This is a genomic window from Thauera sp. JM12B12 (genome assembly GCF_039614725.1).
Lineage (GTDB): Bacteria > Pseudomonadota > Gammaproteobacteria > Burkholderiales > Rhodocyclaceae > Thauera.
The window spans coordinates 3,781,189-3,805,754 of the sequence record NZ_CP154859.1; the positions used below are offsets into that span (position 1 = coordinate 3,781,189).

Genomic DNA, 24,566 nt, shown 5'->3' on the forward strand with positions numbered 1-24,566 from the left:
TTTGCGGAAAGGGGCGGAATTATCGCCGAGATCGCCCCCGCGAGGCGCTCGCGTGCCTCTGACTCGTGGTCGCGCCGGTGGCAAGGCGCATGCACCGAGTCCGCCCGCTCGCCCCCGCCTTCGCTCAGCCCTTGAATGTGCAGGAACCCGCGTCAATGCTGCTTTCCTTCCCGCTCCTCCTCGCCCTCAAGATGGGCGCCGGCCTGCTCGCGGACCGCGCCTTCGGCGAGGTGCGCCGCTATCACCCGCTGGTCGGCTTCGGGCGCTGGGCGGGCTGGGTCGAGCGCGCCTGCCGCGCCCTCCCAGGCCGCGACGGCACCGCGGGCGGGCGCCTCGCCGGCGTGCTGGCGTGGGCGCTGGCCGTGCTGCCCTGGGTCGCACTCGCGGCGTGGCTGCGCGGCGTCCACCCACAGGCGCACTGGGCCGTGGACGTAGGTCTGCTCTATCTGGCGCTGGGCGGCCGCAGCCTGGCCGAGCACGCGCAGGCCATCGCCGCCCCGCTGGCAGCCGGCAATCTCGATCAAGCGCGCGAGCGCGTGGGCTGGATCGTCAGCCGCGACACCACGGCGCTGGACGAGGAAGGCGTCGCCAGGGCGGCCACCGAGTCGGTGCTGGAGAACGGCAACGACGCGGTGTTCGGCGCGCTGTTCTGGTTCCTCCTCGCCGGCGGCGCAGGCGCGCTGCTGTTCCGGCTGGCGAACACCCTCGATGCGATGTGGGGCTACCGCACGCCGCGCTTCCTGCATTTCGGCTGGGCGGCGGCGCGCATCGACGACGTGCTCAACTTCGTCCCCGCCCGGCTGACCGCGCTGACCTACGCCCTGCTCGGACGCACCGGCCAGGCCCTCGCATGCTGGCGCACGCAGGCGCCGGCCTGGGACAGCCCCAACGCCGGCCCGGTGATGGCCGCCGGGGCCGGAGCGCTCGGCGTACGCCTGGGCGGTGCGGCGATCTATCACGGCCGCGAGGAAGTGCGGCCGCCGCTGGGCGGGGGCCGTGGCGCCGACGTGGCCAGCATCCGCGGCGCGGTGGCGCTGGTCCGCCACGGCAGCTGGCTGTGGCTGGCCACGATCGCCGCGGCGGCCCTGCTCGCCGGCATCGGAGCAGGCCATGCTTGAGCATGGCGGCCGCCTGCGCCGCGCCGCCCTCGCCCACGGCATTGCGCTGGAGCGCTGGCTGGACCTCTCCACCGGCATCAACCCGCAGGGCTACCCCGTGCCGCCGGTGCCGGCCGACGCCTGGCAGCGCCTGCCCGAGGACGACGACGGACTCGACGCTGCCGCTGCGCGCTACTACGGCAGCGCGCAGCTGCTTGCGGTCGCCGGCTCGCAGCCGGCGATCCAGGCCCTGCCCGCCGTGCTGCGCGGCGAACGGGTGAGCCTGCTCAGCCCCGGCTACGCCGAACACGCCCACGCCTGGCGCGAACGCCCGACGCGGACCATCGCCCTCGAAGACGACGCCGAGCAATGCGCCGACGCGGTCGACGCCGCGGTCGAGCGCAGCGACATCGTCGTGCTGGTGCAGCCGAACAATCCGACCGGGCTGCATTTCGGCCGCGACCGCCTGCTCGACTGGCACGCCCGCCTCGCGCGCCGCGGCGGCTGGCTGGTGGTGGATGAGGCCTTCGTCGACACCACGCCGGAGGCGAGCCTGGTGCCCCTGGCCGGCAGCGACGGACTGGTCGTGCTGCGCTCGCTGGGCAAGTTCTTCGGCCTTGCCGGCGCACGCGTGGGCTTCGTGTTCGCGCCCCCCGAGGTCCGCAGCGCGCTCGCCGAACGCCTCGGCCCGTGGACCCTCGCCGGGCCGTCGCGCTGGGCGGCACGCCATGCCCTCGGCGACATCGCATGGCAGGCCCGGGCGCGCGCCGCACTGCTCGCGGCCGGCGCGCGCCTGCACGCCCTGCTCGCCGCGCACGGCCTGCAGGCACGCGGCCCGGCGCTGTTCAAGCACGTCGAGCATCCCGATGCGGCGCGCCTGCATGACGCCTTCGCGCGCCGCGCCATCCTGCTGCGCGCGTTCGAGCACCCTCCGGCGCTGCGCTTCGGCCTGCCAGCGGACGAGGCCGGATGGGCGCGACTGGCGGAAGCGCTCCCGGCCTGCCTGGGACCCGCCCCGGCTGCGCCTGCCGACGCGGACATGAGGCCCACTTCCGCCCCGATTCCCGCACCACGGCGGCCTTGATGCCAAGGCGCGCCCTCCAGCCCGATCCGATGACCATGCCCCACGCCCGCTCCGCCAACAGCCGCTCCGCCGCGGCCTCGCCCCTTGCCGCCGGCCTGGCCGGCCTGCTCGCCACGCTCTCGCTCGTCCTGCCCTCGGCCGCCCGCGCCGAGGTCGCGATCACCGACGACACCGGCCAACGCGTGGTGCTCGCCCAACCCGCGCGCCGCATCGTCAGCCTCGCCCCCCACGTCACCGAACTCCTGTTCGCGGCCGGCGCCGGCGATCGCGTCGTCGGCGTCGTCGCCTACAGCGACTATCCCGAGGCCGCCCGCGCCCTGCCCCAGGTCGGCGGCTATACCCAGGTCGACCTCGAGGCCATCGTCGCCCTTCGCCCCGACCTCGTGGTGGGCTGGCGCAGCGGCAACCGCGACGCCCACCTCGGCCGCCTCCAGGCGCTCGGCATCCCCGTGTTCCTCAACGAGCCGCGCAGTCTCGAGGACGTGGCGAGAAGCCTCGAGCAGTTCGGCCGTCTCGCCGGCAGCGAGGCCGTCGCCGAGGGCGCCGCCAGCGCCTTCCGCGCGCGCCACGCCGCGCTCGCCGCCCGCTATGGCGGACAGCCGGCGGTGCGCACCTTCTACCAGATCTGGGACCGCCCGCTGATGACGATCAACGACGCGCATCTGATCGCCGACGTGATCCGCCTGTGCGGCGGCCGCAACGTGTTCGGCGAGCTGTCGCAGCTGGCGCCCACCATCGGCGTCGAGGCCGTGCTCGCCGCCAACCCCGAGGCGATCGTCGCCAGCGGCATGGGCGAGGCGCGGCCGGAGTGGCTCGACCAGTGGAAGCGCTGGGCGCAGCTCGAGGCCACACAGCGCGACAACCTGTTCTTCATTCCGCCCCAGCTCATTCAGCGCCACACCCCGCGCATCCTCGACGGCGCCGAGCAGCTTTGCGCTCAGCTCGAGGACGCGCGCAGCCGTCGCCCGGCGGCAGGGAACGCGCGCGACTGACCGTACTCCGGCGCCTCGCCCACCCGGGGACAGCCCCGGGCACGGTGCGATCGCGGCGCATCGGGTCGATCGGTTTTCGTTAATATTCCCTGCAGCCCCGCAACGACACCGGAGACCACCATGCGCCGACCCGACCGCCCTCTGCCCACCGCCGACGGCCTGAGCCGTCGCCAGCTGCTCAAGCTCGGACTCGGCGCCGCCACGCTCGCCGGGGTCGCCAGCCAGTGGACGCCGCTCAGCGCCTTCGCGCGGGAGGTCGAGGACTTCATCCGCGGCCCGGCGGTGCCCGACATCGCGCCTCAGCGCCTGTCCGAGCACGTGTGGATGATCTGGTCGAAGGACGGTTTCCCCACCCCCGAGAACCAGGGAATGATGAGCAACATCACCTTCGTCGTCGCCCGCGAGGGCGTGGTGATGCTCGACCCCGGCGGCTCCGTGCAGATCGGCGAGATGGCGCTGCGCATGATCCGCACGATCACCGACAAGCCGGTGGTGGCGATCTTCAACACCCACTATCACGGCGACCACTGGCTCGCCAACCACGCCTTCGAGGACGCCTTCGGCAGCGATCTGCCGATCTACGCGCATCCCGTCAGCAAGAAGGAGATCGAGGGCGTGCAGGGCAGCCTGTGGCACAGCCTGATGGAGCGCTGGACCAACCAGGCCACCGCCGGCACGCGCATCGTCGCCCCCAATCGCGAGACCAATCATGGCGACCGCTTCAGCTTCGGCGACGTCTCCCTGCGCATCCACCACTACGGCCAGGCGCACACCCCGGGCGACATCTGCATCGAGGTCGTCGAAGACCAGCTCACCCATGTCGGCGACGTTGCCATGGACCGCCGCATCGCCAACATGGACGACGGCTCCTACCCCGGCACCTTCCGCTTCTACGACGCGCTCGAGAAGAATGCGCCGTCGAAGATCTGGGTGCCCGGCCACGGGCATGCCAGCGCCGAGGTGCTGAAATGGAATCGGGAGCTGTTCGAAGGCATCTACGAGAACTGCGTGCGCGCGGTGGAAGACGGCGCCGACATGGCGGCGGCGCGCGCACGCGTGCTCGCCGACCCGCGCGTGGCGAGCCGTGCCGCCGACACCGCAGGCTTCGACGGCAACATCGGCAAGTACGTGAGCCTCGCCTATCTCGAGGCCGAGCGCGAAGCGTTCTGAGTACGGCCGGCGTGCGCGCCGCCGGCCGCGGGCCGGTTGCGCGCGCGGCCACTTGCGGCGCCCGCACTCAAGGCGCGTCGGGCGGCGTCATCGGGTGGCGCGGATTGCGTGCAGCCGCCCACCATGCGCGATCGAAGATCCACGCCAGGCTGGGGAGCAGCCCGGGAAAGAAGTGCTCGGCCGCCGACCCGGAGGGCACGGGCTGCGCCGCCGCCCGCATCCTGAGCGCGCTCAGGCGGCGCCGCAGCGACGGGTGGAAAGGATGCGCCCGAGCCTCGCTGGCGTGCAGCTCGGGGTCGGCCGCGACCACCGCATGCGAGAACCCGGCCGCCACCCCGTGCCCCATCTCGCGGAACGGCCGCACCACCGACCCTGCATCGAGCGTACGCAGCGCCTGCACGCGCGGCCAGTAGTCGTGCTCCAGGAAGTGCGCCTTGCGGCTCAGCTCGACCAGGGTCTCGCCGAGCAGTACCGGCCCCACCAGCCGCGCCGCCACCGCATCCGCCTCGAGCTCCTCGATGCGCGCCAGGCGCAGCATGTCGCGGCAGAACCGCTCGCCATGACGAGCCAGCCACGGCAGCCCCGGCGGGATGCCCGGCAGCAGGGCGTCGACGGTACGCATCCACCACGCCCGCAGGTAGGCACCCCAGCCACACAAGCCCTGGCGCTGCGCGGCGATGTGACCGAATTCATGCGCCAGCACGGCACCGAACTGGGCAGGCGACAGGCTATGCACCAGCGGCAGGCCGACGAGCAGCTCGGTGCGCAGCGCGCCCATCAGCCCCCGGCTCGGGCGCTGCAGCACGGCGGCGCCGATCTCGTCCGTGATGCGTACCTGGTCGATCGGCTCCACGCCCGAGCGGCGGGCGAGCTCATCGAGAAAGCTGAAGAACTCCTCCGCCGCCGCCCGCGGCAGGCGGATGCCCTCGGGCTGGGGAGCGAGGTGCAGCAGTGCATGGAGCCCGGCAATCGCCGAACCGAGGCAGGCCAGGCCAAGGCCGACCCAGCCCACGGTGTGCAAGGGCTGGCCGTGGTCGATCGCGACCCACGCGGCGGTCATGGCCGCGAGCGCGATCGCCGCCAGGGCCAGGATCAGGCCGAACAACGCCAGCAGGCCGACCAAGGACACCAGCGCGAGCCGCCGGGCAAGGCGGGCACGCAAGCGGGTGACGCTGCTGCGGGGCTCGAAATCGTGCATCGAATTCGGATCGGTCGGCTCGGACGCGTCGAGACGGGTGAAAGGGAAGCGATGATCAACGCGGCGGCGAGAGTGTAACGAAGCTGCGGGCTGCGCGCAGCCTGCGCCCGCAGATCGGCACCTCTGGCGCCGCCCGGAGTGGGGAGCACGGCCCCCGTCGGCGCGCCCGGGCCGCCCACGCGCGCCGCCCAATCGAAGCGTCTGCACGCGGCGCACGGCGCGCCTTGCGCGGAAACCGTCCGCGGTGGCGGAAAGGCCTCGCTTATCGGGGGCGAAGCGCTTATAGTGCCGGTTCGCTGCGGTGCACCAGTCGTTCGCAGCGACTCCTGAAACGATCCTCGCGGCTGCCAGGCGGCCCGGATCTCTTCCCGCAGCCCGGATTGGTGCCGCTCGAACGCGGCGGGCTCGCGCCGGACCACTGAATGAACCCCGAACTCACCTTCGCCAGCCTCGGGCTGGCCGAACCGCTGCTACGTGCCATCGCCGAAGCAGGCTACACCGCCCCCACGCCCATCCAGGCCAAGGCCATCCCGCAGGTGCTCACCGGCGGCGACCTGCTCGCCGCCGCGCAGACCGGCACCGGCAAGACCGCCGGCTTCACCCTGCCGCTGCTGCACATCCTGTCGCAGACCCACGCCCACCCCCACCCGCCCGGCCGCCCGCGCTGCCTGATCCTCACGCCCACGCGCGAGCTCGCCGCCCAGGTCCAGGAGTCGGTCGACACCTACGGCAAGCACCTGCCGCTGTCCTCGCTGGTGATGTTCGGTGGCGTCAACATCAACCCGCAGATCAGCGCGCTGAGGAAACGGGTCGACATCCTCGTCGCCACCCCGGGCCGCCTGCTCGACCACGTCGGCCAGAAGACGCTCGACCTCTCCGGTGTCGAGATCCTGGTGCTGGACGAAGCCGACCGCATGCTCGACATGGGCTTCATCCGCGACATCCGCAAGGTGCTCGCGCTGCTGCCGAAGAAGCGCCAGAACCTGCTGTTCTCGGCCACCTTCTCGGACGAGATCCGCGAGCTCGCCCACGGCCTGCTGCACAACCCGGCCACGGTCGAGGTCGCGCCGCGCAACACCACCGCCGAGCGCGTCGACCAGGCGGTCTACATGATCGGCCAGAAACAGAAGCGCGAGCTGCTCGCCCACCTGATCAAGGAAAAGCAGTGGTTCCAGGCGCTGGTGTTCACCCGCACCAAGCACGGCGCCAACAAGCTCGCCGAGTACCTGACCAAGCACGACATCGGCGCCGCCGCGATCCACGGTAACAAGAGCCAGGCCGCACGCACGCGCGCGCTCGCCCAGTTCAAGGACGGTTCGCTGCCGGTGCTGGTGGCGACCGACATCGCCGCGCGCGGCCTCGACATCGACCAGCTGCCGCAGGTGGTCAACTTCGAGCTGCCCAACGTGCCCGAGGACTATGTGCACCGCATCGGCCGTACCGGCCGCGCCGGCGCCGCCGGCAACGCGATCTCGCTCGTCGACAACGAGGAAATCAAGCTGCTGACCGCGATCGAGCGCGTGATCAAGCGCCGCCTCGACCGTGCCGTGGCCGAGGATTTCGTGCCCAGCGCCGGTGGCGAAGCCGCGCACGACGCCGACCATCAGCGCCCGCCGATGCCGCGCCGCGGTGGCGGACGCCAGGCGCCGCCGCGCCCGCAGGCGGCTGCCCAGGCACGCGGCGGCGACCGTCCGGCCGCTGGCGGCCGCAGCGGAGAACAAGGCCGTGCAAGCAGCCGCAAGCCGCAAGGCGTACGCGGCGAGGTCGACGGCAACCGCGCGCCGATGCAGGCCGAAGCGCGCGAGATCAATGGCAACCGCGCCCCGCAAGCGCGCAAGGAAGTCGACGGCAATCGCGCCAGTCCCGCGCGACGCCCCGAAGCCGACGGCAACCGTTCGCCTGCAAACCGGCGCCCCGAAGCCAACGGCAACCGCACGGGACAAGGCCAGCAGCGGCGCGCGCCGGCGCGCGCGGCCCTGTTCTCGGCCAAGCCGGGCGGCGGCGAGCGCTGAGCGCCTCTGCAGGGGACGTCGCCTCCGTCGTCCCCTGAGGCTCCCGAGCCGGTCGGACACGCGACCCATACGCAACAGTATGGTTATGGGTATAATCGCGCCGTTTCTTCCCGACCGTCACCTCGCCGCGGAGCCAGCATGAGCAAGCCGGAAGCCCTCTATCAGCAAAAACGCATGACGGCGGGCGACGCCGTCGCGCTCATCCGCGACGGCGACACCGTCGTCGTGCCCACGGGCGTGGGCGAACCGCCCGCGCTGCTGCACGCGCTCTCCGAGCGCCGGCACAGCCTGCGCGACGTGGCGGTGAGCCAGATCCTGCCGCTGCGCAAGTTCGCCTACATCGATCCCGAGACCCGCCACCACGTCCGCCACGACGCCTACTTCTTCGGCGGCGCCACGCGCGCCGGCGGCCAGGCGGGCTGGGTGGACTACGTACCGGCGTACTTCTCCGAACTGCCGATGCTGATCGACCGCGGCCTGTCGCCCGCCGACGTCGTGGTGTCGATGGCCTCGCCGATGGACGAGCACGGCTACTTCAGCCTCGCGCTGGCGCCCGACTACACCATGGCGGCGGTGCGCCGCGCACGCGTGGTGCTGCTCGAGGTGAATCCGAACGTGCCGTTTGCCAATGGCGACTGCCACATCCATGTGTCGCAGGTGAGCGGACTGGTGGAAAGCGACGAGGAACTCTTCGAAGTCGGCCTGCCGGAGATCGGCGCGGTGCAGGAGGCGATCGGCAAGTACGTCGCCGACCTCATCGACGATGGCGCCACGCTGCAGATCGGCTACGGCGGCATCCCCGACGCGGTGGTGATGCAGCTCCAGCACAAGCGCGACCTCGGCATCCACACCGAGATGATCGGCGACGGCATCCTGTCGCTGATCGAGTCGGGCGCGGTGACCAACCGCCGCAAGACCTTCATGCCGGGCAAGACCGTCGCCACCTTCGCGCTCGGCTCGCGCCGCCTGTATCGCACGCTGCACCGCAACCCGGGCATCGAGATGCATCCGGTGGACTTCACCAACGATCCCTACCTCGCGGCACGCAACGACAAGCTGTGCGCGATCAACGCCACGCTGCAGATCGACCTGCTCGGCCAGTGCGGCTCGGAGAGCCTCGGCCACCTGCCCTACTCCGGCACCGGCGGCCAGGTGGACTTCGTACGCGCGGCCAACCGTTCGCGCGACGGCAAGGCCTTCATCGTGCTGCCCTCGACCGCCAAGGGCGGCGCGGTGTCGCGCATCGCGCCGGTGCTGTCGCCCGGCACGCACGTCACCACGAGCAAGAACGACATCAACTACGTGGTCACCGAGTACGGTGTCGCCCAGCTGCGCGGCAAGACCGCTGGCCAGCGCGCGCAGGCGCTGATCGCCATCGCGCACCCGGATTTCCGCGGCGAGCTGCGCGAGTCGGCACGGAAGATGGGGCTGCTCTAGGCCGTCAAGCGGGGGGCACTCGCGAGCACCCCCCGCCGTGGGAGCAACCGCCTGTGGGAGCGGCCTTGCCCGCGAAGGGCGGTCAGAGGATGACGGTGATCTCCTCGCGGCGGATCAGCTCGGTGTTGAAGTCGAGCGCGTCGAGCAGCAGTGCATCGCGCGCGGTGACGACGCCGACCGGCCTGCCAGCCGTATCCACCACCGGCACGTGGCGGATGCGGTTCTCGTACATCAGATGCAGGGCATGGCCGAAAGGCTTGTCCTCGGTGAGCGTGAGCGGCTTGTGCGTCATCACCTCGCCGACGGCGGTGGCGTCGGGGTCGAGCCCGGCGGCGATGACGCGGAAGGTGGCGTCACGCTCGGTGAAGATGCCGGTGAGCACGCCGTGCTCGGTGATCAGCGCCGCGCTGCAATGCTGCTCCTGCATGAGCCGCGTGACCTCGCGTACCGACGCGAAGATCGACACATTGACGAAGGGGCGCTCGGCAAGCACATGGTGAATGGGACGGGTGGGCATGGTCTGTCTCCTTCTGCATCTTGTGATTGGACGGCACGGTTCACTAGCTTCAATCGTGCCAGCTTGTGCAAGCCTTTCCATGGAAGCCGAAAGCCTGGCACAAGTCACTGTTCTAAAGGATTTTTTTGACCACAGCGTGACAGAGCTCACACGCTGCGCTGCAGCAGCTGCGGCGCCGGGGATGCATCACCGCCGTGCATGAACGCCCACGGGCGCACCACGCGGGTGCGCCGCGCCCGCCGCCAGGCGGCTCAGGACGCGCGCGGATGCAGCTGGGCCATCGGCTCGCCCATGCGCACCGGCAGCGCCGGCGCCCACTCGGAGGCGAAGCGCAGCACGTCCTTCGGGAACAGCAGCACCACCGTGGAGCCAAGCAGGAAGCGCCCCATCTCCGCCCCCTGGTCAAGGACGACCTCGCCCTCGGCGTAGCTGCGCTTCTCGATGTCGGGCCGCCGCGGCGGGTTGACCACGCCATGCCACACCGTCGCCATGCTGCCGACGATGGTCGCGCCCACCAGCACCATCGCGAAGGGGCCGAAGGCGCCCTCGAACACGCATACCACGCGCTCGTTGCGCGCGAACAGGCCGGGCACGCCGCGCGCGGTCGCCGGATTCACCGAGAACAGCTCGCCCGGCACGTAGATCATCTGCGTCAGCCGCCCGGCGCAGGGCATGTGGATGCGGTGGTAGTCGCGCGGCGACAGATAGATCGTGGCGAAGTCGCCGTTCTCGAAGCGCGCGGCGAGCGTGCGGTCGCCACCGAGCAGCGCGGTGGTGGAATACGAGTGGCCCTTGGCCTGGAAGACCTGGTCGAACTCGATCGGCCCGAACTGGCTGATCGCACCGTCGACCGGGCACACGAATTCGGCGTCCGCGATCGGCCGCACGCCCTCGCGCAAGGGGCGGGTGAAGAAGGCGTTGAAGCTCGCGTAGCTCTCCGGGTCGGGGTTGGCGGCCTCGGCCATGTTCACGCCGTAGCGGCCGATGAACCAGCGGATCACCGCGGTCGTCGCCTTGCCGCCCTCGAGGCCGGCGAGCTTGCCGGCAAGTTGGGTGAGGAGGCGCTTGGGCAGGGCGTACTGGAGAGCGACGGCGAGACGTTCGGACACGGCGGAAATCCTGGGCGAGTGGCGCTCGAAGGGCGCGGAAGCCGCCGATTATACCGGGCCGCCTCCCGCAGTCCGGCGCGGACACACGCTGTCGCACTGCGCGGCGGAACGCCGCGCGACGCTTCAGGCGAGCAGCAGCGAGGCCGCGATCCCCCACAGCATCAGCGCCACCAGGGCATCGAGCACCCGCCACGCCAGCGCCTTGGCGAACAGCGGCGCGAGCAGGCGCGCACCGTAGCCCAGCATCAGGAACCACACGATCGAGGCGGTGATCGCACCGGCGGCGAACAGCGGGCGCAGATCCTCGGCCTGCTGGCTGCCGATCGAGCCGAGCAGCACCACGGTGTCGAGATAGGCGTGCGGATTGAGCAGGCTGAAGCCGGCGGCGGCCAGCAGCGCCTGGCCGCGCGACATGCGCTTGTGCTCGGCGAAATCCATCGTCCGCCCGCCGCGCAGGGCCGAGCGCAGCGCCCGTCCGCCGTACCAGAGCAGGAAGGCGGCGCCGCCGTAGCGCGCCACCGCCATCAGGTCAGGATTGGCGACGAAGAGGCTGCCCAGACCGGCGATGCCGAGGCCGATCAGGAACATGTCGCAGACCGCCGACACGCTCACCGTGAGCAGCACGTGCTCGCCGCGCAGGCCCTGGCGCAGCACATGGGCGTTCTGCGCGCCGATCGCCATGATGAGACCGAGGGTGAGGATGAAACCGTTGAAGTAGACGTGGCTCATGATGCATTCCGTTGTTGTTATCCGGCGCCCGTGCAGGAGGGCGCTGTCGGACCGGAATATAGAGCCGCGGAGCGCGCTCATTAAGTAGAATCGATTTATTTCGTTTTCGAGTAGAAACGCTAATGATCGATCACCGGCTGCTCGCTTTCGAGGCGGTGCTGCAGGAAGGCGGCTTCGAGCGCGCAGCGCGCCGTCTGGCGCTGACGCAGTCGGCCGTGTCGCAGCGCGTGAAGCTGCTCGAGGCCGAACTCGGCCAGGTGCTGCTGGTACGCAGCAAACCGGTACGCCCCACGCCCGCCGGACGCCGGTTGCTGCCCTATCTGGCACAGCTGCGGCTGATGGAGGCCGAGGCACGGCGGGCGCTGGCACCGCGCCAGGCGCACGGGCCGCTGCGCCTGGCGGTCGGCGTCAACGCCGATTCGCTCGCCACCTGGTTCATCGGCGCGGTAGCCGAGGTGGTGCGCGAGGAAGGCATCGTGCTCGACTGCGTGGTCGACGACCAGGACCACACCCACGCGCTGCTCGCCGACGGCGAGGTGCTCGGCTGCGTGTCCACCCGTGCCGACCCGATGCGCGGCTGCGCGGCCGAGCGGCTGGGCACCATGCCCTACCTGTGCGCCGGCTCGCCTGCGTTCCGCGCGCGCTGGTTCCCGCGCGGGCTGACGCGCGAAGCGCTGGCAAGCGCACCCGCGATCGTCTTCGGCCGCCACGACGACATGCACGAAGCCTTCCTGCAGCGCCACTTCGGGCTCGATGCCGGCCAGTATCCGCACCACGTCGTGCCCTCGTCCGAGGGCTTCATGGCCTTCGCGGTGGCCGGACTGGGTTACGGCTTCGTCCCCGAGATCCAGGCGCGCGCGCACCTGGCGCGCGGCGAGCTGGTCGACCTGGCGCCGGAGCGCGAGGACGTGGTGCTGTACTGGCACCACTGGCAGGTGCAGTCGCCGGTCATGGCGCGGCTGGCACAGGCGATCGGCGACGCCGCGGGACGCGCGCTCGGCGGCTGAAGGCGGGCCGGCGCCTCGAACGCCCGCCTCCGGCCGAACGGATCGGGCCCCGCGCGCAGTCCGCGTTCAGGCGACGCCGAACAGCGCGGCCACCGCCGGCGGGTTCGACGGGAACCAGAAGTGCACGTAGGACGCGGTGATCGACCCGCTGCGATACACCGCCTCGCCCGCGCTGCCGTCGGTGCCGTGCGCATGCCGCCAGGGCACGAGCGGGGTCTCGGTCTTCGAGTAGTGGAAGGTGTGGCCGCTCATCCGCCCCTGCGCCAGGTCGACCGCCTGCATGCCGAGCGCGGCGAGCCGCTGCTGCATCACCGCGCGGCCGGGCAGCAGACCGCCGAAGGCATGGGCGACGCCGGCCTTGTCGACGATGGTGTCGAGCAGGCTCATCAGCCCGCCGCACTCCGCCAGTACCGGCCTGCCGGCGGCGACGTGCGCACGCAGGTCGGCCCAGAAGGCGGCGTTGGCAGCCAGCGTCCCGCCGTGCAGCTCGGGGTAGCCACCCGGCAGCCACACCGCGTCGCAGGCCGTCGGCAAGGTCTCGCCCGCCAGCGGCGAGAAGAAGGCGAGCTCGGCGCCGAGCGCGCGCAGGGTGTCGACGTTGGCCGGATAGATGAAGCCGTAGGCCGCGTCACGCGCGATCGCGATGCGGCGGCCGGCGAGCAGGGGCGGGATCGCCGGCGCGCTGGCCGCGGGAAAATCGACCGCCGGCGGCAGTTCGGCCGCCCCCGTGACCTGGAGATGATCGGCCAGGCGGTCGAGGCGCGCGCCAAGGTCGGCGATCTCCTCCGCCTGCATCAGGCCGAGGTGGCGCTCGGGCAGCGCGGCATCGGCGTCACGCATCACCGCGCCGAACCACCGCATGCCGGCGGGCAGCGCGGCGCGCAGCATGTCGGCGTGGCGCGCACTGCCTACATGGTTGGCGAGCACGCCGGCAAAGGGCAGGCCGGGCTGGTAGTGGGCGAGGCCGTAGGCGACGGCGCCGAAGGTCTGCGCCATCGCGCGCGCGTCGATCACCGCCATCACCGGGATGCCGAAGCGGCGCGCGATGTCGGCGCCGGAGGGCTGGCCGTCGTAGAGGCCCATCACGCCCTCGACCAGGATCAGGTCGGACTCGCCTGCGGCCGCGTGCAGGCGCCAGGCGATGTCGGCCTCGCCGCACATGCCGAGATCGACGTTGTGCACCGGCGCGCCGCTCGCCACCGCGTGGATCTGCGGGTCGAGGAAATCCGGCCCGCACTTGAACACCCGCACCCGGCGCCCGAGCCGGGTGTGCAGGCGTGCGAGCGCGGCGGTGATGGTGGTCTTGCCCTGGCCGGAAGCGGGTGCGGCGATGAAGAGCGCGGGGCAGCGTGCGGCGCCGGTGGCGGAAGTGGCGCCCGGCGCGTCGCTGGGGGCGGCGTCGGGCGGGGTGTTCGATACGGGCACGGCTCAATCCTTGTCTTTCGGGTGCACGACCGCACAGCCGGCGTGCGGCAGCGGCGAGGACGGCGGCGGCTCGCCGGGATGGAACCAGGTCAGGCGCGGGTACAGGCTCACCACGTCGCCCACCACGGTCAGCGAGGGCGGACGGATGCCCTGGCGCAGCACCTCGTCAGCGAGCGTGGCGAGCTCGGCGCGGGCCACGCGCTGCGCGTGCGTGGTGCCGCGCTCGATGACCGCCGCCGGCGTGCTCGCCGGCAGGCCGTGGGCGACCAGCTGCGCGCAGATCTCCGCCAGGCGCGACACGCCCATGTAGATCACCAGCGTCTGGCCGCGGTGGGCGAGCAGCGACCAGTCGAGATCGAGCGCGCCGTCCTTGAGGAAGCCGGTGGTGAACACCACCGACTGCGCGTGGTCGCGATGGGTGAGCGGAATGCCGGCATAGGCCGCCACCCCGGCCGCCGCGGTGACGCCCGGCACCACCTCGACGGTGATGCCGGCGGCGAGCAGATCCTCCATCTCCTCGCCGCCGCGGCCGAAGATGAAGGGGTCGCCGCCCTTGAGCCGTAGCACGCGCTTGCCCGCCTGCGCCAGGCGCACCAGCAGCGCGTTGATCTCCTCCTGCGGCAGCGTGTGGTCGGCCGCCTTCTTGCCGACGTAGATGCGCTCGGCCGCGGCGGGCGCGAGGTCGATGATGGCGGGCGCGACGAGGTTGTCGTACACCACCGCGTCGGCCCCCGCCACCAGCCGCGCGCCGCGCAGCGTCAGCAGCTCCGGGTCACCCGGCCCGGCGCCGACCAGATAGACGTGGCCGGGCAGCGGCCCGGGGCGGAAGCTGGAGAGATCGGGCAGGCTCATGCGGCACCTTTCGTGTCTGTGTTGTGATTGAGTCTGGCAGCGGCAGCACGCATGCCCGCGGCAATGGCCACGAACACGTCTTCGGGAAAACCCGCTGGCAATGAAGCCTCCACACGGTCGAGGGCCGGCCCGACCTGCGCCAGAACCTCTTCGATGAGGTCTTCCATGTCCGCGCCGTACCCACACCTGTAGGCCGTGGCATTGAAGTGCCGGCGCTGGATGTCACGCAGGCGGTAATGAACATTGCGGCCACGGAGCGCCATCGCGAGCCGCAACCGCGCCGGATCGAGGCGGTTCGGCCCCGGCCCGGCCACAGGCCATGCCGACAGCACATCGTAAAGCGGTGCCAGCCTGTAGCGCCCGCCCGCCAGAAGAAAGAGCGAGAAGTTCTTCGCATGCCCGTCGGTCGCCGCGAGCAGCCAGAACAGCAGTTGCGCCTTCAACAGGATGCGCAGGTCGGTTGCGGGCGTCTCCGCACTCTGCAGGATGCGCGCGATGTCGACCAGGCCCGGCCCGCCATCGGCTTCATATTTCAGCGCGGGCGATGTCGCGGTCGCCTGGCAGAAATCCTCCTGCGGCAGGCGCAGCCAGTAATTTCCCGAGCGCGCCAGGCGTCGATCGAAGCGCTCGACGACGAGCACCTTCTGCTCACCGAAACGGGCGATCTCGCACGCGGCAACCGGCACGCCAAACTCTTCCAGCAGGCGCGCGCACAGCCATTCGTTCTCGACCGAGGTGCGCATGTCCGCCTGCCGGTTGCCGACCAGGCCGAGCGGGAGCTTGAAGATGTGCGTGGTGGGAGTGGCACCCAGCGGGCGGCACCACCGCCCCTCGTGCCGGGTCAGCGCGGTCTTCTCCTGCGCGCCGGCGATCGAGATACGAAACTCATCGGCATCGGCGGCCGCTCCGCCGAAAGCCCGCGCCGGCGCCGCCACTGCGGCGCGCAGCATGCGCTCCACGCCGGCCTCGTCCAGGGGCTCGACATCGATGCGGAACACCTCTCCGGGGAACGCGCCTTCAGGCAGCAGTTGTACGGCGCCGACGCAGTCGCGGCCGATCGCCTTCAGCAGGTCGAACGCCCCCTTGCTCGCGGTGTGGAAGCGGGCCTGCAGGCGGGCACGGATCGACTCGCTGTCGGGCAGCAGGTTGTCGAAATAATTACGCACACGGGCACCGCGCAGCGGCGGCGCATTCGCATCGAGAGGCATGGGCAGCGAGAGGGACAGGGGGCGCGCTTCGGCCGCCTCCATCCAGGCGCTTGCGTACTGGAAGCTGTCCTCCCCCTGCCCGCTGATGCGCCATTGCCCGACGTGCTGGCCGTTGGCCCAGACATCGAGCGCACGAGCGTGGGATCGGCGTCCTGCGGCTACCATTCGCTGTCGCCTCGTGGTGGGGGCTTGTCGCCAATCGCAAGCTCGAGTCCGAGCACTCCGGCCAAGGCGAGCAGACGGTCCAGGGTCAGTCGCTCGGGCCGCGACTCCAGTTCCGACAGGCGGTTCTGGCTGATGCCGAGCCGCGCCGCGACCTCGGCCTGCGACAAACCGAGCGCCTTGCGCCGCCCCACCAGAAGCTGGGCGGCTTGCTGAGGGGAATAGAGTCTGGACATCGCTTTTTATCGGATTTTTCGATAATTCCAGGATATCGACTTTCCCGCTAAATGCAAGAAATCGGCAAGCGCTGCAGCTCTGCAGCCCAGTCTCACCCCGGGCGCATCCGGAATCACAGCATCCAGCCTCGCTCACCACTCCATGCCGGGCATCGCCTTGATGCCGGCGGCAAAGGCGTGCTTGACCGGCGTCATGTCGGTCACGGTGTCGGCCGCCTCGACCAGCGCGGGCGGGGCGCCGCGGCCGGTGACGACGACGTGCTGCATCGTCGGCCGCGCCAGCAGGTCGGCGACGACCGTGTCGACCTCAAGATAGCGGTACTTGAGCGCGATGTTGAGCTCGTCGAGCACCACCAGGCCGACCGAGGGGTCCTGCAGCAGGCCGCGCGCCATGTCCCAGGCGGCTTCGGCGGTGGCGACGTCGCGGGCGCGGTCCTGGGTCTCCCAGGTGAAGCCCTCGCCCATCACGTGCCAGCTCACCCCCGGCTGGGCGCGGAAAAAGGCCTCCTCGCCGGTATCCGAGCGGCCCTTGATGAACTGCACCACGCCCACCTTCATGCCGTGGCCGAGCGAGCGCGCGACCAGGCCGAAGCCGGCGCTGGACTTGCCCTTGCCGTTGCCGGTGTTGACCAGCAGGACACCACGTTCGGCCTGGGCGGTGGCGATCTTCTCGTCCACCACCGCCTTCTTGCGCGCCATGCGCTCGTTGTGGCGGCTGTCGCGATCCTGTTCGCTCATGGTTTCGTCTGCTCCGCGAGTTGGGCGAGGCCGGTCAGCAGGGCCGGCCCCGGATGGAAGAAATGCCGCCCCTCGAGGGCGACGATCGGCACCGACACCAGGCCGAGTTCGGCACTGCAGTTTTCCGCATTGTCGGGCGTCAGCGAGACCAGCAGCTCGGGCTGGAAGCGCTCGATGGCGGCGACGATGCCGGGGACGTCCTCGCCGGGGCGCAGGTGGCGGATGCGCTCGGCGCTCTCCACCACCTCGAAGCCGGCATGGGCAAAGGCGTCGCCGACCATGTGGCCGCGGCCGAAGGAATACGGCTGCGCCGAGCACGCCGAGATCACCAGCACGCGCCTGCCGCCGCCGTGCACCGCCGCGGCCGCGGCGCGCCAGGCGCGCGCAAAGCCCTCCACCCGCGCCCGGGCGTCGGGGACGGCGGTCGCCTCGGCCAGGCTGAGCAGCATCGCCTCGGTGTCGGCCATCGAGCCGAAACCATCGACCTGCAGGATGCGCGCCTCCGGCTCGAAGATGTCGAGCAGGGCCGGATCGGTCCCCCGGGAGACGACGATCAGCCCGGGATCCAGCGCCCCGATGGCGCCGAGGTCGGGGTCCTTGACGCCGCCGGTGCGCGGCAGCTCGCGCGTGTCGTAGCGCGACACGCCGACGATGCAGTCGCCGCGCCCGAGCCATTCCAGCGCATCGGTGATGTAGGGCGACTGGCTGACGATGCGCGGGCAGGCCGCGGCGGCGGGCAAGGCCACAACGGCCAGCAGCAGGCCGCCCAGCAGGCGGCGAAGAAGGTGTTTCATCGGTGAACGCTCAATCCGGAAGAAAGACGACGCGCCCTTCGCTCTCGAAGCGACGCAGGGGATGGCCGAAGGCCTCGCTCAACAGCTCGGCGCGCAACACGGTGTCGCGGTTGCCCGCCTTCACGCCGCCGCGGCCGTCGAGCAGGATTATGTGGTCGGCGTAGCGCGCGGCGAGGTTGATGTCGTGCAGCACCATCACCGCGCCGTGCCGCGCCGCGCCGCCTTTCCCGGCGCCGCGAACGACGCTGCGGAACAGCTCGAGGGTGGCGATCTGGTAATGCAGGTCGAGGTGGTTGAGCGGCTCATCGAGCAGGAAGAGCTGCGGCGACTGCGCCAACAGGGTGGCGATCGCGACGCGCTGGCGCTCGCCGCCGGAAAGCGTGAGGACGTCGCGCGTCTCGAAGCCCTGCAGGCCGACGTCGGCCAGCGCCTGACGGGCGATGGCCTCGTCCTCGCTCGTCTCCCAGCCCCAGCGGCCGAGGTGGGGGTGACGGCCGATCAGCACCGTCTCCAGCACCGAGGCGGCGAAATGGTCCGGTTGCTGCTGGGGCAGCAGGCCGCGAAAGCGCGCCGCCTCCAGCGGCGACCAGGCCGCGTAGGGCAGGCCACCCAGGCGCACCTGCCCTACCGTGGGTTCGCGCAGCCCGGCCAGGGTGTGCAGCAAGGTGGTCTTGCCGGCACCGTTGGGGCCGAGCAGGGCCAGGCACTCGCCCGCCGCCAGGCTCAGGCTGAACTCGCAGCACAGCCAGCGCTCGCCCACCTGCAGGGCGAGACGCTCGGCCTCCAGCAGCGGCGGGCCGTCGGCGTACGCAGCGCTCACCGCGGATGCCTCGCGAGCAGGAACAGGAACACCGGCACCCCGATCAGCGCGGTGAGCACACCCACCGGCAGCTGCTGCGGCGCGAGCACGGTGCGCGCGGCGGTGTCGGCCAGCGTCAGCAGGATGCCACCGGCGAGCGCCGCGGCGGGGATCAGCACGCGCTGGTCGTTGCCGAGCGCCAGCCGCACCAGATGCGGGATGATCAGCCCGACGAAGCCCACCGAGCCCACCAGCGTGACCGCGGTCGCGGTCAGCAGCGAGGCCAGCACGTACAGGCCCATGCGCAGCCTGCGCACGCTCACCCCGAGCGCGCGGGCGTTCAGCTCACCGCGCGCGAGCACGTTGAGGTCGCGCGCGAACGGCATCACTGCGGCCAGCCCCAGCACCAGCACCCCCAGCCCCGGCCACGGCCGCGCCGCGCCGCTGGCATCGCCCATCAGCCAGAACAGCATCGACTGCACCCGCGTGTCGGGCGCCAGCGCCAGCATCAGCGTCACCGCCGCGCCGCAGCCGGCGGCGACGATGACGCCGGTGAGCAGCAGCCGCGTCTGCGTCCAGCTGCCGTCGCCATGCGCCAGACCGAAGACGAGCAGCATCGCGGCGAGCGCACCGCCGAAGGCCAGCGTATCGACCCAGATCGAGGCCGCGCCGAGCGTGATCGCCGCCAGCGCCCCCACCGCCGCGCCGCCGGAGATGCCCAGGATGTACGGATCGGCAAGCGGATTGCGCAGCAGCACCTGCATCAGCGCGCCGGCGGTGGCGAGCAGGCCGCCGCAGACGAAGGCGGCGACCGCACGCGGCAGGCGCAGCTCGCGCACGACGTCGGCGGCCATGCCCTCGCTGCCGGCGAGGGCGGCAAGGGCCTCGGCCAGGCCGATCGGCATGTCGCCCGCCACCAGGGCCCACAGCAGCGCCAGCGCCGCCGCCGACAGCAGGCCGGCGGCGAGCAGCACGGGGTGGTGGCGGCCCGGCCGCATCAGGAGCCGGCCACCGGGGACGTGGTGACGCTGGGTGGCGACGAGCATCGCGCCTTAGTGCATCGCGTAACGCACGGCCACGAAGGCGTTGGCCCCCTGGGTGCCGTAGTTCTGGGCAAGCTCGTAGTCCTTGTCGAGGATGTTGTTGGCGCGCACTTCCACGCTCCAGTCCGGCGCCAGCGCGTAGTGCACATAGGCGTTCAGCAGGCCGTAGCCGCCCATGCGGTTGGCCGCGCTGTTCGGAATGCGATCATACCGCCGGCCCTGCCCGTTCCATTCCATCCCCCAGGTCCACGGCCCCATGGCGCGCTCGATGCCGAGCGAACCGCCGATGCGCGCGCGGCGGCCGAGTTCGTCGCCGCTTGCCTTGTCCTCGGCGTCGAGGAAGTCGACGGTGGCGCGCACGCGGTAGTCACCCAACATCGCGCTGGCAGCCAGCTCGACGCCCTGGATCGACGCCTGCGCGACGTTCGCCGGCGCCCAGGCGCTCATCGGATCGGCCGGATCGAGCGGCGCCCAGGCGATCAGGTTCTTGATGCGGTTGTTGAAGTAGGTGGCGCTCGCGCGGGTGCCGTCGCGCTCCCACACCAGGCCGACCTCGCGGTTCAGGGCCTCCTCGGGCCGCAGGTCCGGATTGCCGCCCCAGGGGAAATAGAGGTCGTTGAACGTCGGCGCCTTGAACGCGGTGCCGATGCTGGCGCGCGCGCGCCACTCCGGGCTCAGGCGATAGCCATAGGCGAGCGCGCCCGTGGTCTTGCTGCCGAACTGCGAATCCTCGTCGTGGCGGGCATTGAGCTGCAGGTGGTGACGGTCGAACTGCCCGCTCCAGCCGAGCAGCAGGGAGTTGGTGTAGCGGCTGGTCTTGGCGTAAGCGGAGCTGGAGTCGACCTCCTGCTCGAGGTACTCGTACGCGGCCAGCAGGGAGCCGGCGCCCAGGGCGATGTCGTGCTGCCAGGTGAGCTGGCGCTGCTCGGTGTCGAAGACGGATCGATCGTTGAGGTCGGCGCGGTTGCGCGATTCGTCGGCGCCGTAGCCGAAGCGCAGCGTGCTGGTCCAGTCGGCGGCGAGCTGGTTGCGCATGTGCAGGCCGAGCGAGCTGGTGCGCTTGTCGAGGTAGGAGTCGAACACCTTGGCGTTGTCGTACCAGTTGCGCAGATCCGAGTGCAGCACGGTCAGGCCGATCTCGTCCGCCTCGCGGAAGCCGAGCGACACCGAGCCGCTGAAGTACTCGTTGCGGAAACCGTCGTCGTCGCCATCGCTGCCGCGTGTGGAGTTGGGCTTGGCATCGATGCCGTCGCTGCGCTCGGTGCCGGCCGACACGTTGTAGCGCAGGCGCTCGGCCCCGCCCGCCAGCGTCGCCCCCAGCGTGCGCGCCCCGTCGGTGCCGATGCCGGCGCGCACGCTGGGCTGAAAGCCTTCGCGGCCCTTGCGCGTGAACACCTGGATCACGCCACCGATGGCGTCCGACCCGTAGAGCGCGCTCGCCGGGCCGCGCAGGATCTCGATGCGCTCGATCAGCTCGAGCGGAATGGTCTCCAGCGTGGGGGCGCCGTTGGTCGCCGATCCCACGCGCACGCCATCGATCAGCAGCAAGGTGTGGCCGGAGTTGGCGCCGCGGATGTACACACTGCTGTTGGCGCCGGGGCCGCCACTGCTGGACACCTGAACGCCGGGACGGCCCGCCAGCAGCTGCACCAGGCTGGCATTGCCGGCGCGCGCGATCTCGTCGCGGTCGATCACGTCGACGCTGGCAAGCGCCTCGTCGGCAGTGATGGGCTGGCGGGTGGCGGTGACGACGACGTGGTTGAGCTGGGCATCGTCGGCCTGGGCCGGGACAAACGGGTAAGCGAGCGCGCACGCGGACACGAGCGCGGAGAGGCGGATCTTCATTGTTTGAACTCCCTTCGCCATGCCGCGCGTCCCCGCACGCCATGGCAACTTCACCTGGACGCACCGACAGCGTGGGAGAACCGAAGAGAGCAAGACAAACCGCGCCCGTCGCCGCCACCCCGCGGCACATCCGCCAATTCGCGTTCCGGCCGGTCTCCGGGCTCGTGCGCTGTGCCGGCCCGAGGGCCGGACGGGCGGGTCGCCTTCCCGGGAGTGGAGTCCCAGTGGCTGCATGACACGCCTTGCGCGCACTTACCGTTGCGGGGGCAGCATAGGCATTGCGGCCTCGTTTGCGAGGGGCCGCGCACCTGTTTCCCGTTTAACCCTGGGCGAGAAACGCCCGTGGGCACCGATAACGCGCCACCCCTTCCGGGGCAGTGGGGGCGGATGATACCGTACGGGGCAGTATCGTGCACTGCAATAAAACACAGCCCTTGCAGCGATAAGACCGAGCTATGGAAACGAAGCACCCATGACCTGCGAACTCATCCTCGGCGGCGCCCGCTCGGGCAAGAGCCGCGAAGCCGAACGCAGCGCCGCCGCATCCGGCCTCGCCGTCACCGTCATCGCCACCGCCGAGGCGCTCGACGCGGAGATGGCCGCGCGCATCCGCCGCCATCGGGCCGACCGCCCCGCCGGCTGGCGCACCGTGGAGGCGCCGGTCGCGCTCGCCGACGCGCTGCGCGCCGAAGCGGCGCCCGAGCGCTGCGTGGTGGTCGATTGCCTCACGCTGTGGCTGAGCAACCTGCTGATCGACGCGGATCGACTGCCGCCGGGAGCCAGCGCGGACGAGCTGCCGCTGTTCCGCCGCGAGCGCGACGCCCTGCTCGCCACCCTGCCCAAGCTGCCCGGCCGCGTCATCCTGGTCGCCAACGAGGTCGGACTCGGACTGGTGCCCGAGACGCCGCTGGGGCGCCTCTTCCGCGACGAGGCCGGACGACTCAACCAGGCCGTGGCCGCGCGCTGCCCGCGCGTCGTGTTCGTCGCCGCCGGGCTGCCACTGGTGCTGAAGCAGGGCTAAACTTCCACGCGCGCCAAGCGCCCGTCATCCGTCGGACATCGCCGACGCCGGGCGTGACGCCCCCCTGCGCTGCCCAACCTCGGAACCACCTCGCCGCATGACGCCCTTCGCCATCGCCCCGCCCGACACCCTGCTCGCCGCCGCGCTGCAGGACAAGATCGATCGCAAGACCAAGCCGCTCGGCGCGCTCGGACGGCTCGAGCCGCTCGCCCATCAGATCGGCCTCATCCAGCAGACGCTCACCCCCGCGCTCCAGCAGCCGCACATCGTCGTCTTCGCCGGCGACCATGGCGCAGCCAGGGCGGGCGTGTCGGCCTACCCGCAGGACGTGACCTGGCAGATGGTGGAGAACTTCCTCGCCGGCGGCGCGGCGATCAACGTGTTCAGCCGCCAGATGGGCCTCGGGCTGACCGTCGTCGATGCCGGCGTCAACCACGACTTCGGCAGGCGCGGCGGCCTGATCGACGCCAAGATCGCGCCGGGCACCGCCAACTACCTGCAACAGCCGGCGATGACCGCCGCCCAGCGCGACGCGGCGCTGCAGCGCGGACGCGAGATCGCCCATGCGCTCGCCGGCAACGGCTGCAACTGCGTCGGCTTCGGCGAGATGGGCATCGGCAACACCGCATCGGCGTCGCTGATCACCCACTGCCTGGTAGGCGCGGAGCACGACGCCGACCTGTACACCGTGACCGGCCGCGGCACCGGGCTGGACGACGCCGGCCTGTTCCACAAGCGCACCCTGCTGGCGCAGGCGCTGGAGCGCGGCGGACGGCCGCGCTCGGGGCTGGACGTGCTCGTCGAGTACGGCGGCTTCGAGATCGCGATGATGGCGGGCGCGATGCTCGGCGCCGCCGAGAAGCGCATGCTGATCCTCGTCGACGGATTCATCGTCACCGCCGCCCTCCTCGTCGCCCACGCGATCCAGCCCAAGGTGCTCGCCTACTGCGTGTTTGCCCACCGCTCGCAGGAGCCCGGCCACCGCGTGCAGCTCGACCACCTCGACGTCGAACCGTTGATGGAGCTCGACCTGCGCCTGGGCGAGGGCACCGGCGCCGCGCTCGCCCTGCCGCTGGTGCAGGCGGCGGTGAATTTCCTCAACGAGATGGCGAGCTTCGAGTCGGCGGGGGTCAGCACGCAGACTTGAACGCGCGCTGCCCACGAAGAGGCTGTCGCGGGAGCAACTGTCTGTGGGAGCGGGCTTGCCCGCGAATGCGGCGCTTGAGCTGGCGATGTTCGCGGGCAAGCCCGCTCCCACAGATCTCCCACAGATCTCCGAAAAATCTCCCACAAACCTCCCGCAAACCTGCACCGCCTGATGCGCGAACCGCTCGCCCGCTTCTTCACCGCCCTCGGCTACTTCACCCGCCTGCCGGTACCGGCCTGGGTGGCGTGGTCGCCCGAGCGCCTCGCCCGTGCCGGCGCCTGGTTGCCGCTGGTGGGCTGGGTGGTCGGCCTTGCCGGGGCCGCGGCGCTTTACGCGCTCGCCCAGGTGCTGCCGGCGAGCCTGGCGGTGATCCTGTCGATGGCGCTCACCATCCGCCTGACCGGCGCGCTGCACGAGGACGGCTTCGCCGACGCCTGCGACGGGCTGGGCGGCGGCTGGGACAAGGCGCAGATCCTGGCGATCATGAAGGACTCGCGCATCGGCAGCTACGGCGCCATCGGCATCGTGCTGATGCTGCTCGCCAAGGCGGCGGCGCTGATCGAACTGGCCGCCAGCGGCCCGGCCACCGCCGCGATCGCGCTCCTCGTCGCCCATCCACTGTCGCGCCTCGCCGCGGTCGGCGTGCTGCACGCCCTGCCCTACGCGCGCAGCGACGACAGCAGCAAGGCCGCCGCGCTCGCGCAGCGGCTGAGCCACGGCGAACTCATCCTCGCCGGCCTCTGCGGCCTGCTGCCCGCCTTCGTCCTGCTCGCCCCGCTGCAGGGGCTGAGCGCGCTGGGGCTGGCGGCGCTCCTCACCCTCTGGCTCGCCCGCCTCTTCCTGCGCCGCCTCGGCGGCCACACCGGCGACCTGCTCGGCGCCGTGCAGCAGGCGGCGGAGCTGGCGTGCTACATCGGCATCCTGGCCCACTGGGCCTGAGCACG

23 protein-coding genes and 1 riboswitch are annotated in these 24,566 nt (G+C 71.4%); of the genes, 10 read left to right on the plus strand and 13 right to left on the minus strand.

Annotated features, from left to right (window positions below; all coding sequences use genetic code 11):
• Nucleotides 1-155: 155 nt before the first annotated feature.
• The 4 genes from cbiB (at nucleotide 156) to AAG895_RS17185 (ending at nucleotide 4,343) form a co-directional block, all read left to right on the plus strand.
• Entirely contained in the window at nucleotides 156-1,118 is a 963-nt protein-coding gene (gene cbiB, locus AAG895_RS17170) for an adenosylcobinamide-phosphate synthase CbiB (RefSeq protein WP_345793188.1), read from the plus strand.
• Nucleotides 1,111-2,181, plus strand: a complete 1,071-nt coding sequence (cobD, locus tag AAG895_RS17175; protein ID WP_345793189.1) for a threonine-phosphate decarboxylase CobD — start codon at nucleotides 1,111-1,113, stop codon at nucleotides 2,179-2,181. Before cbiB ends, cobD begins: the two co-directional genes overlap by 8 nt.
• Nucleotides 2,182-2,210: 29 nt before the next feature.
• Entirely contained in the window at nucleotides 2,211-3,173 is a 963-nt protein-coding gene (locus tag AAG895_RS17180) for a cobalamin-binding protein (protein ID WP_345793190.1), read from the plus strand.
• A gap of 120 nt (nucleotides 3,174-3,293) precedes the next feature.
• The gene (locus AAG895_RS17185) at nucleotides 3,294-4,343 is read left to right on the plus strand and encodes an MBL fold metallo-hydrolase (RefSeq protein ID WP_345793191.1); all 1,050 of its coding nucleotides are present in this window, start codon (nucleotides 3,294-3,296) and stop codon (nucleotides 4,341-4,343) included.
• 67 nt (nucleotides 4,344-4,410) lie between these two features.
• On the opposite strand, the gene AAG895_RS17190 is transcribed toward AAG895_RS17185, so the two are convergent.
• A complete protein-coding gene (locus tag AAG895_RS17190; protein WP_345793192.1) occupies nucleotides 4,411-5,541 on the minus strand; it encodes a M48 family metallopeptidase in 1,131 nt (376 codons plus the stop codon).
• Between the two features lie 422 nt (nucleotides 5,542-5,963).
• On the opposite strand from AAG895_RS17190, the gene AAG895_RS17195 reads away from it, so the two are divergent.
• Nucleotides 5,964-7,553, plus strand: a complete 1,590-nt coding sequence (locus tag AAG895_RS17195; protein WP_345793193.1) for a DEAD/DEAH box helicase — start codon at nucleotides 5,964-5,966, stop codon at nucleotides 7,551-7,553.
• A 138-nt stretch (nucleotides 7,554-7,691) separates the two neighbouring features.
• Nucleotides 7,692-8,990: an acetyl-CoA hydrolase/transferase C-terminal domain-containing protein gene (locus AAG895_RS17200; RefSeq protein ID WP_345793194.1), complete on the plus strand. Its 1,299-nt coding sequence runs from the start codon at nucleotides 7,692-7,694 to the stop codon at nucleotides 8,988-8,990.
• 82 nt (nucleotides 8,991-9,072) lie between these two features.
• On the opposite strand, the gene AAG895_RS17205 is transcribed toward AAG895_RS17200, so the two are convergent.
• The 3 genes from AAG895_RS17205 to AAG895_RS17215 all read right to left on the minus strand — a co-directional run bounded on the left by AAG895_RS17205 (nucleotide 9,073) and on the right by AAG895_RS17215 (nucleotide 11,345).
• Nucleotides 9,073-9,507 carry a CBS domain-containing protein gene (locus tag AAG895_RS17205; protein ID WP_345793195.1) on the minus strand — a complete coding sequence of 145 codons (435 nt, stop codon included), beginning with the start codon at nucleotides 9,505-9,507 and terminating at the stop codon, nucleotides 9,073-9,075.
• 251 nt (nucleotides 9,508-9,758) lie between these two features.
• Nucleotides 9,759-10,616: an archaetidylserine decarboxylase gene (gene asd / locus AAG895_RS17210; protein ID WP_345793196.1), complete on the minus strand. Its 858-nt coding sequence runs from the start codon at nucleotides 10,614-10,616 to the stop codon at nucleotides 9,759-9,761.
• Between the two features lie 123 nt (nucleotides 10,617-10,739).
• Complete coding sequence (locus AAG895_RS17215) at nucleotides 10,740-11,345, minus strand: LysE/ArgO family amino acid transporter (RefSeq protein WP_345793197.1); 606 nt, start codon at nucleotides 11,343-11,345, stop codon at nucleotides 10,740-10,742.
• Between the two features lie 122 nt (nucleotides 11,346-11,467).
• On the opposite strand from AAG895_RS17215, the gene AAG895_RS17220 reads away from it, so the two are divergent.
• Complete coding sequence (locus tag AAG895_RS17220; protein WP_345793198.1) at nucleotides 11,468-12,352, plus strand: LysR family transcriptional regulator ArgP; 885 nt, start codon at nucleotides 11,468-11,470, stop codon at nucleotides 12,350-12,352.
• Between the two features lie 66 nt (nucleotides 12,353-12,418).
• Here AAG895_RS17220 and AAG895_RS17225 read toward each other — a convergent pair whose 3' ends face one another.
• The 9 genes from AAG895_RS17225 to AAG895_RS17265 form a co-directional block, all read right to left on the minus strand.
• Complete coding sequence (locus AAG895_RS17225; RefSeq protein ID WP_345795328.1) at nucleotides 12,419-13,684, minus strand: cobyrinate a,c-diamide synthase; 1,266 nt, start codon at nucleotides 13,682-13,684, stop codon at nucleotides 12,419-12,421.
• 96 nt (nucleotides 13,685-13,780) lie between these two features.
• The gene (cobA, locus tag AAG895_RS17230; RefSeq protein WP_345793199.1) at nucleotides 13,781-14,629 is read right to left on the minus strand and encodes a uroporphyrinogen-III C-methyltransferase; all 849 of its coding nucleotides are present in this window, start codon (nucleotides 14,627-14,629) and stop codon (nucleotides 13,781-13,783) included.
• Nucleotides 14,626-16,002, minus strand: a complete 1,377-nt coding sequence (locus tag AAG895_RS17235; protein ID WP_345793200.1) for a type II toxin-antitoxin system HipA family toxin — start codon at nucleotides 16,000-16,002, stop codon at nucleotides 14,626-14,628. Before AAG895_RS17235 ends, cobA begins: the two co-directional genes overlap by 4 nt.
• Nucleotides 15,996-16,235: a helix-turn-helix domain-containing protein gene (locus AAG895_RS17240; protein ID WP_345793201.1), complete on the minus strand. Its 240-nt coding sequence runs from the start codon at nucleotides 16,233-16,235 to the stop codon at nucleotides 15,996-15,998. Before AAG895_RS17240 ends, AAG895_RS17235 begins: the two co-directional genes overlap by 7 nt.
• Nucleotides 16,236-16,367: 132 nt before the next feature.
• Complete coding sequence (cobO, locus tag AAG895_RS17245) at nucleotides 16,368-16,973, minus strand: cob(I)yrinic acid a,c-diamide adenosyltransferase (protein WP_345793202.1); 606 nt, start codon at nucleotides 16,971-16,973, stop codon at nucleotides 16,368-16,370.
• Nucleotides 16,970-17,767: a hypothetical protein gene (locus AAG895_RS17250; RefSeq protein WP_345793203.1), complete on the minus strand. Its 798-nt coding sequence runs from the start codon at nucleotides 17,765-17,767 to the stop codon at nucleotides 16,970-16,972. Before AAG895_RS17250 ends, cobO begins: the two co-directional genes overlap by 4 nt.
• Nucleotides 17,768-17,777: 10 nt before the next feature.
• A complete protein-coding gene (locus tag AAG895_RS17255; RefSeq protein ID WP_345793204.1) occupies nucleotides 17,778-18,587 on the minus strand; it encodes an ABC transporter ATP-binding protein in 810 nt (269 codons plus the stop codon).
• Entirely contained in the window at nucleotides 18,584-19,564 is a 981-nt protein-coding gene (locus tag AAG895_RS17260; protein ID WP_345795329.1) for an iron ABC transporter permease, read from the minus strand. The genes AAG895_RS17255 and AAG895_RS17260 overlap by 4 nt, the downstream gene beginning before the upstream one ends.
• Before the next feature lie 54 nt (nucleotides 19,565-19,618).
• Nucleotides 19,619-21,454, minus strand: coding sequence for a TonB-dependent receptor (locus AAG895_RS17265; RefSeq protein WP_345793205.1), 1,836 nt, complete (start codon nucleotides 21,452-21,454; stop codon nucleotides 19,619-19,621).
• 129 nt (nucleotides 21,455-21,583) lie between these two features.
• A riboswitch (cobalamin riboswitch) is annotated at nucleotides 21,584-21,823 on the minus strand.
• 103 nt (nucleotides 21,824-21,926) lie between these two features.
• On the opposite strand from AAG895_RS17265, the gene cobU reads away from it, so the two are divergent.
• The 3 genes from cobU to AAG895_RS17280 all read left to right on the plus strand — a co-directional run bounded on the left by cobU (nucleotide 21,927) and on the right by AAG895_RS17280 (nucleotide 24,561).
• Nucleotides 21,927-22,475, plus strand: coding sequence for a bifunctional adenosylcobinamide kinase/adenosylcobinamide-phosphate guanylyltransferase (cobU, locus tag AAG895_RS17270; RefSeq protein WP_345793206.1), 549 nt, complete (start codon nucleotides 21,927-21,929; stop codon nucleotides 22,473-22,475).
• 97 nt (nucleotides 22,476-22,572) lie between these two features.
• Nucleotides 22,573-23,622, plus strand: a complete 1,050-nt coding sequence (gene cobT / locus AAG895_RS17275) for a nicotinate-nucleotide--dimethylbenzimidazole phosphoribosyltransferase (protein WP_345793207.1) — start codon at nucleotides 22,573-22,575, stop codon at nucleotides 23,620-23,622.
• Nucleotides 23,623-23,793: 171 nt separating this feature from the next.
• A complete protein-coding gene (locus tag AAG895_RS17280) occupies nucleotides 23,794-24,561 on the plus strand; it encodes an adenosylcobinamide-GDP ribazoletransferase (protein ID WP_345793208.1) in 768 nt (255 codons plus the stop codon).
• Nucleotides 24,562-24,566 lie beyond the last annotated feature (5 nt).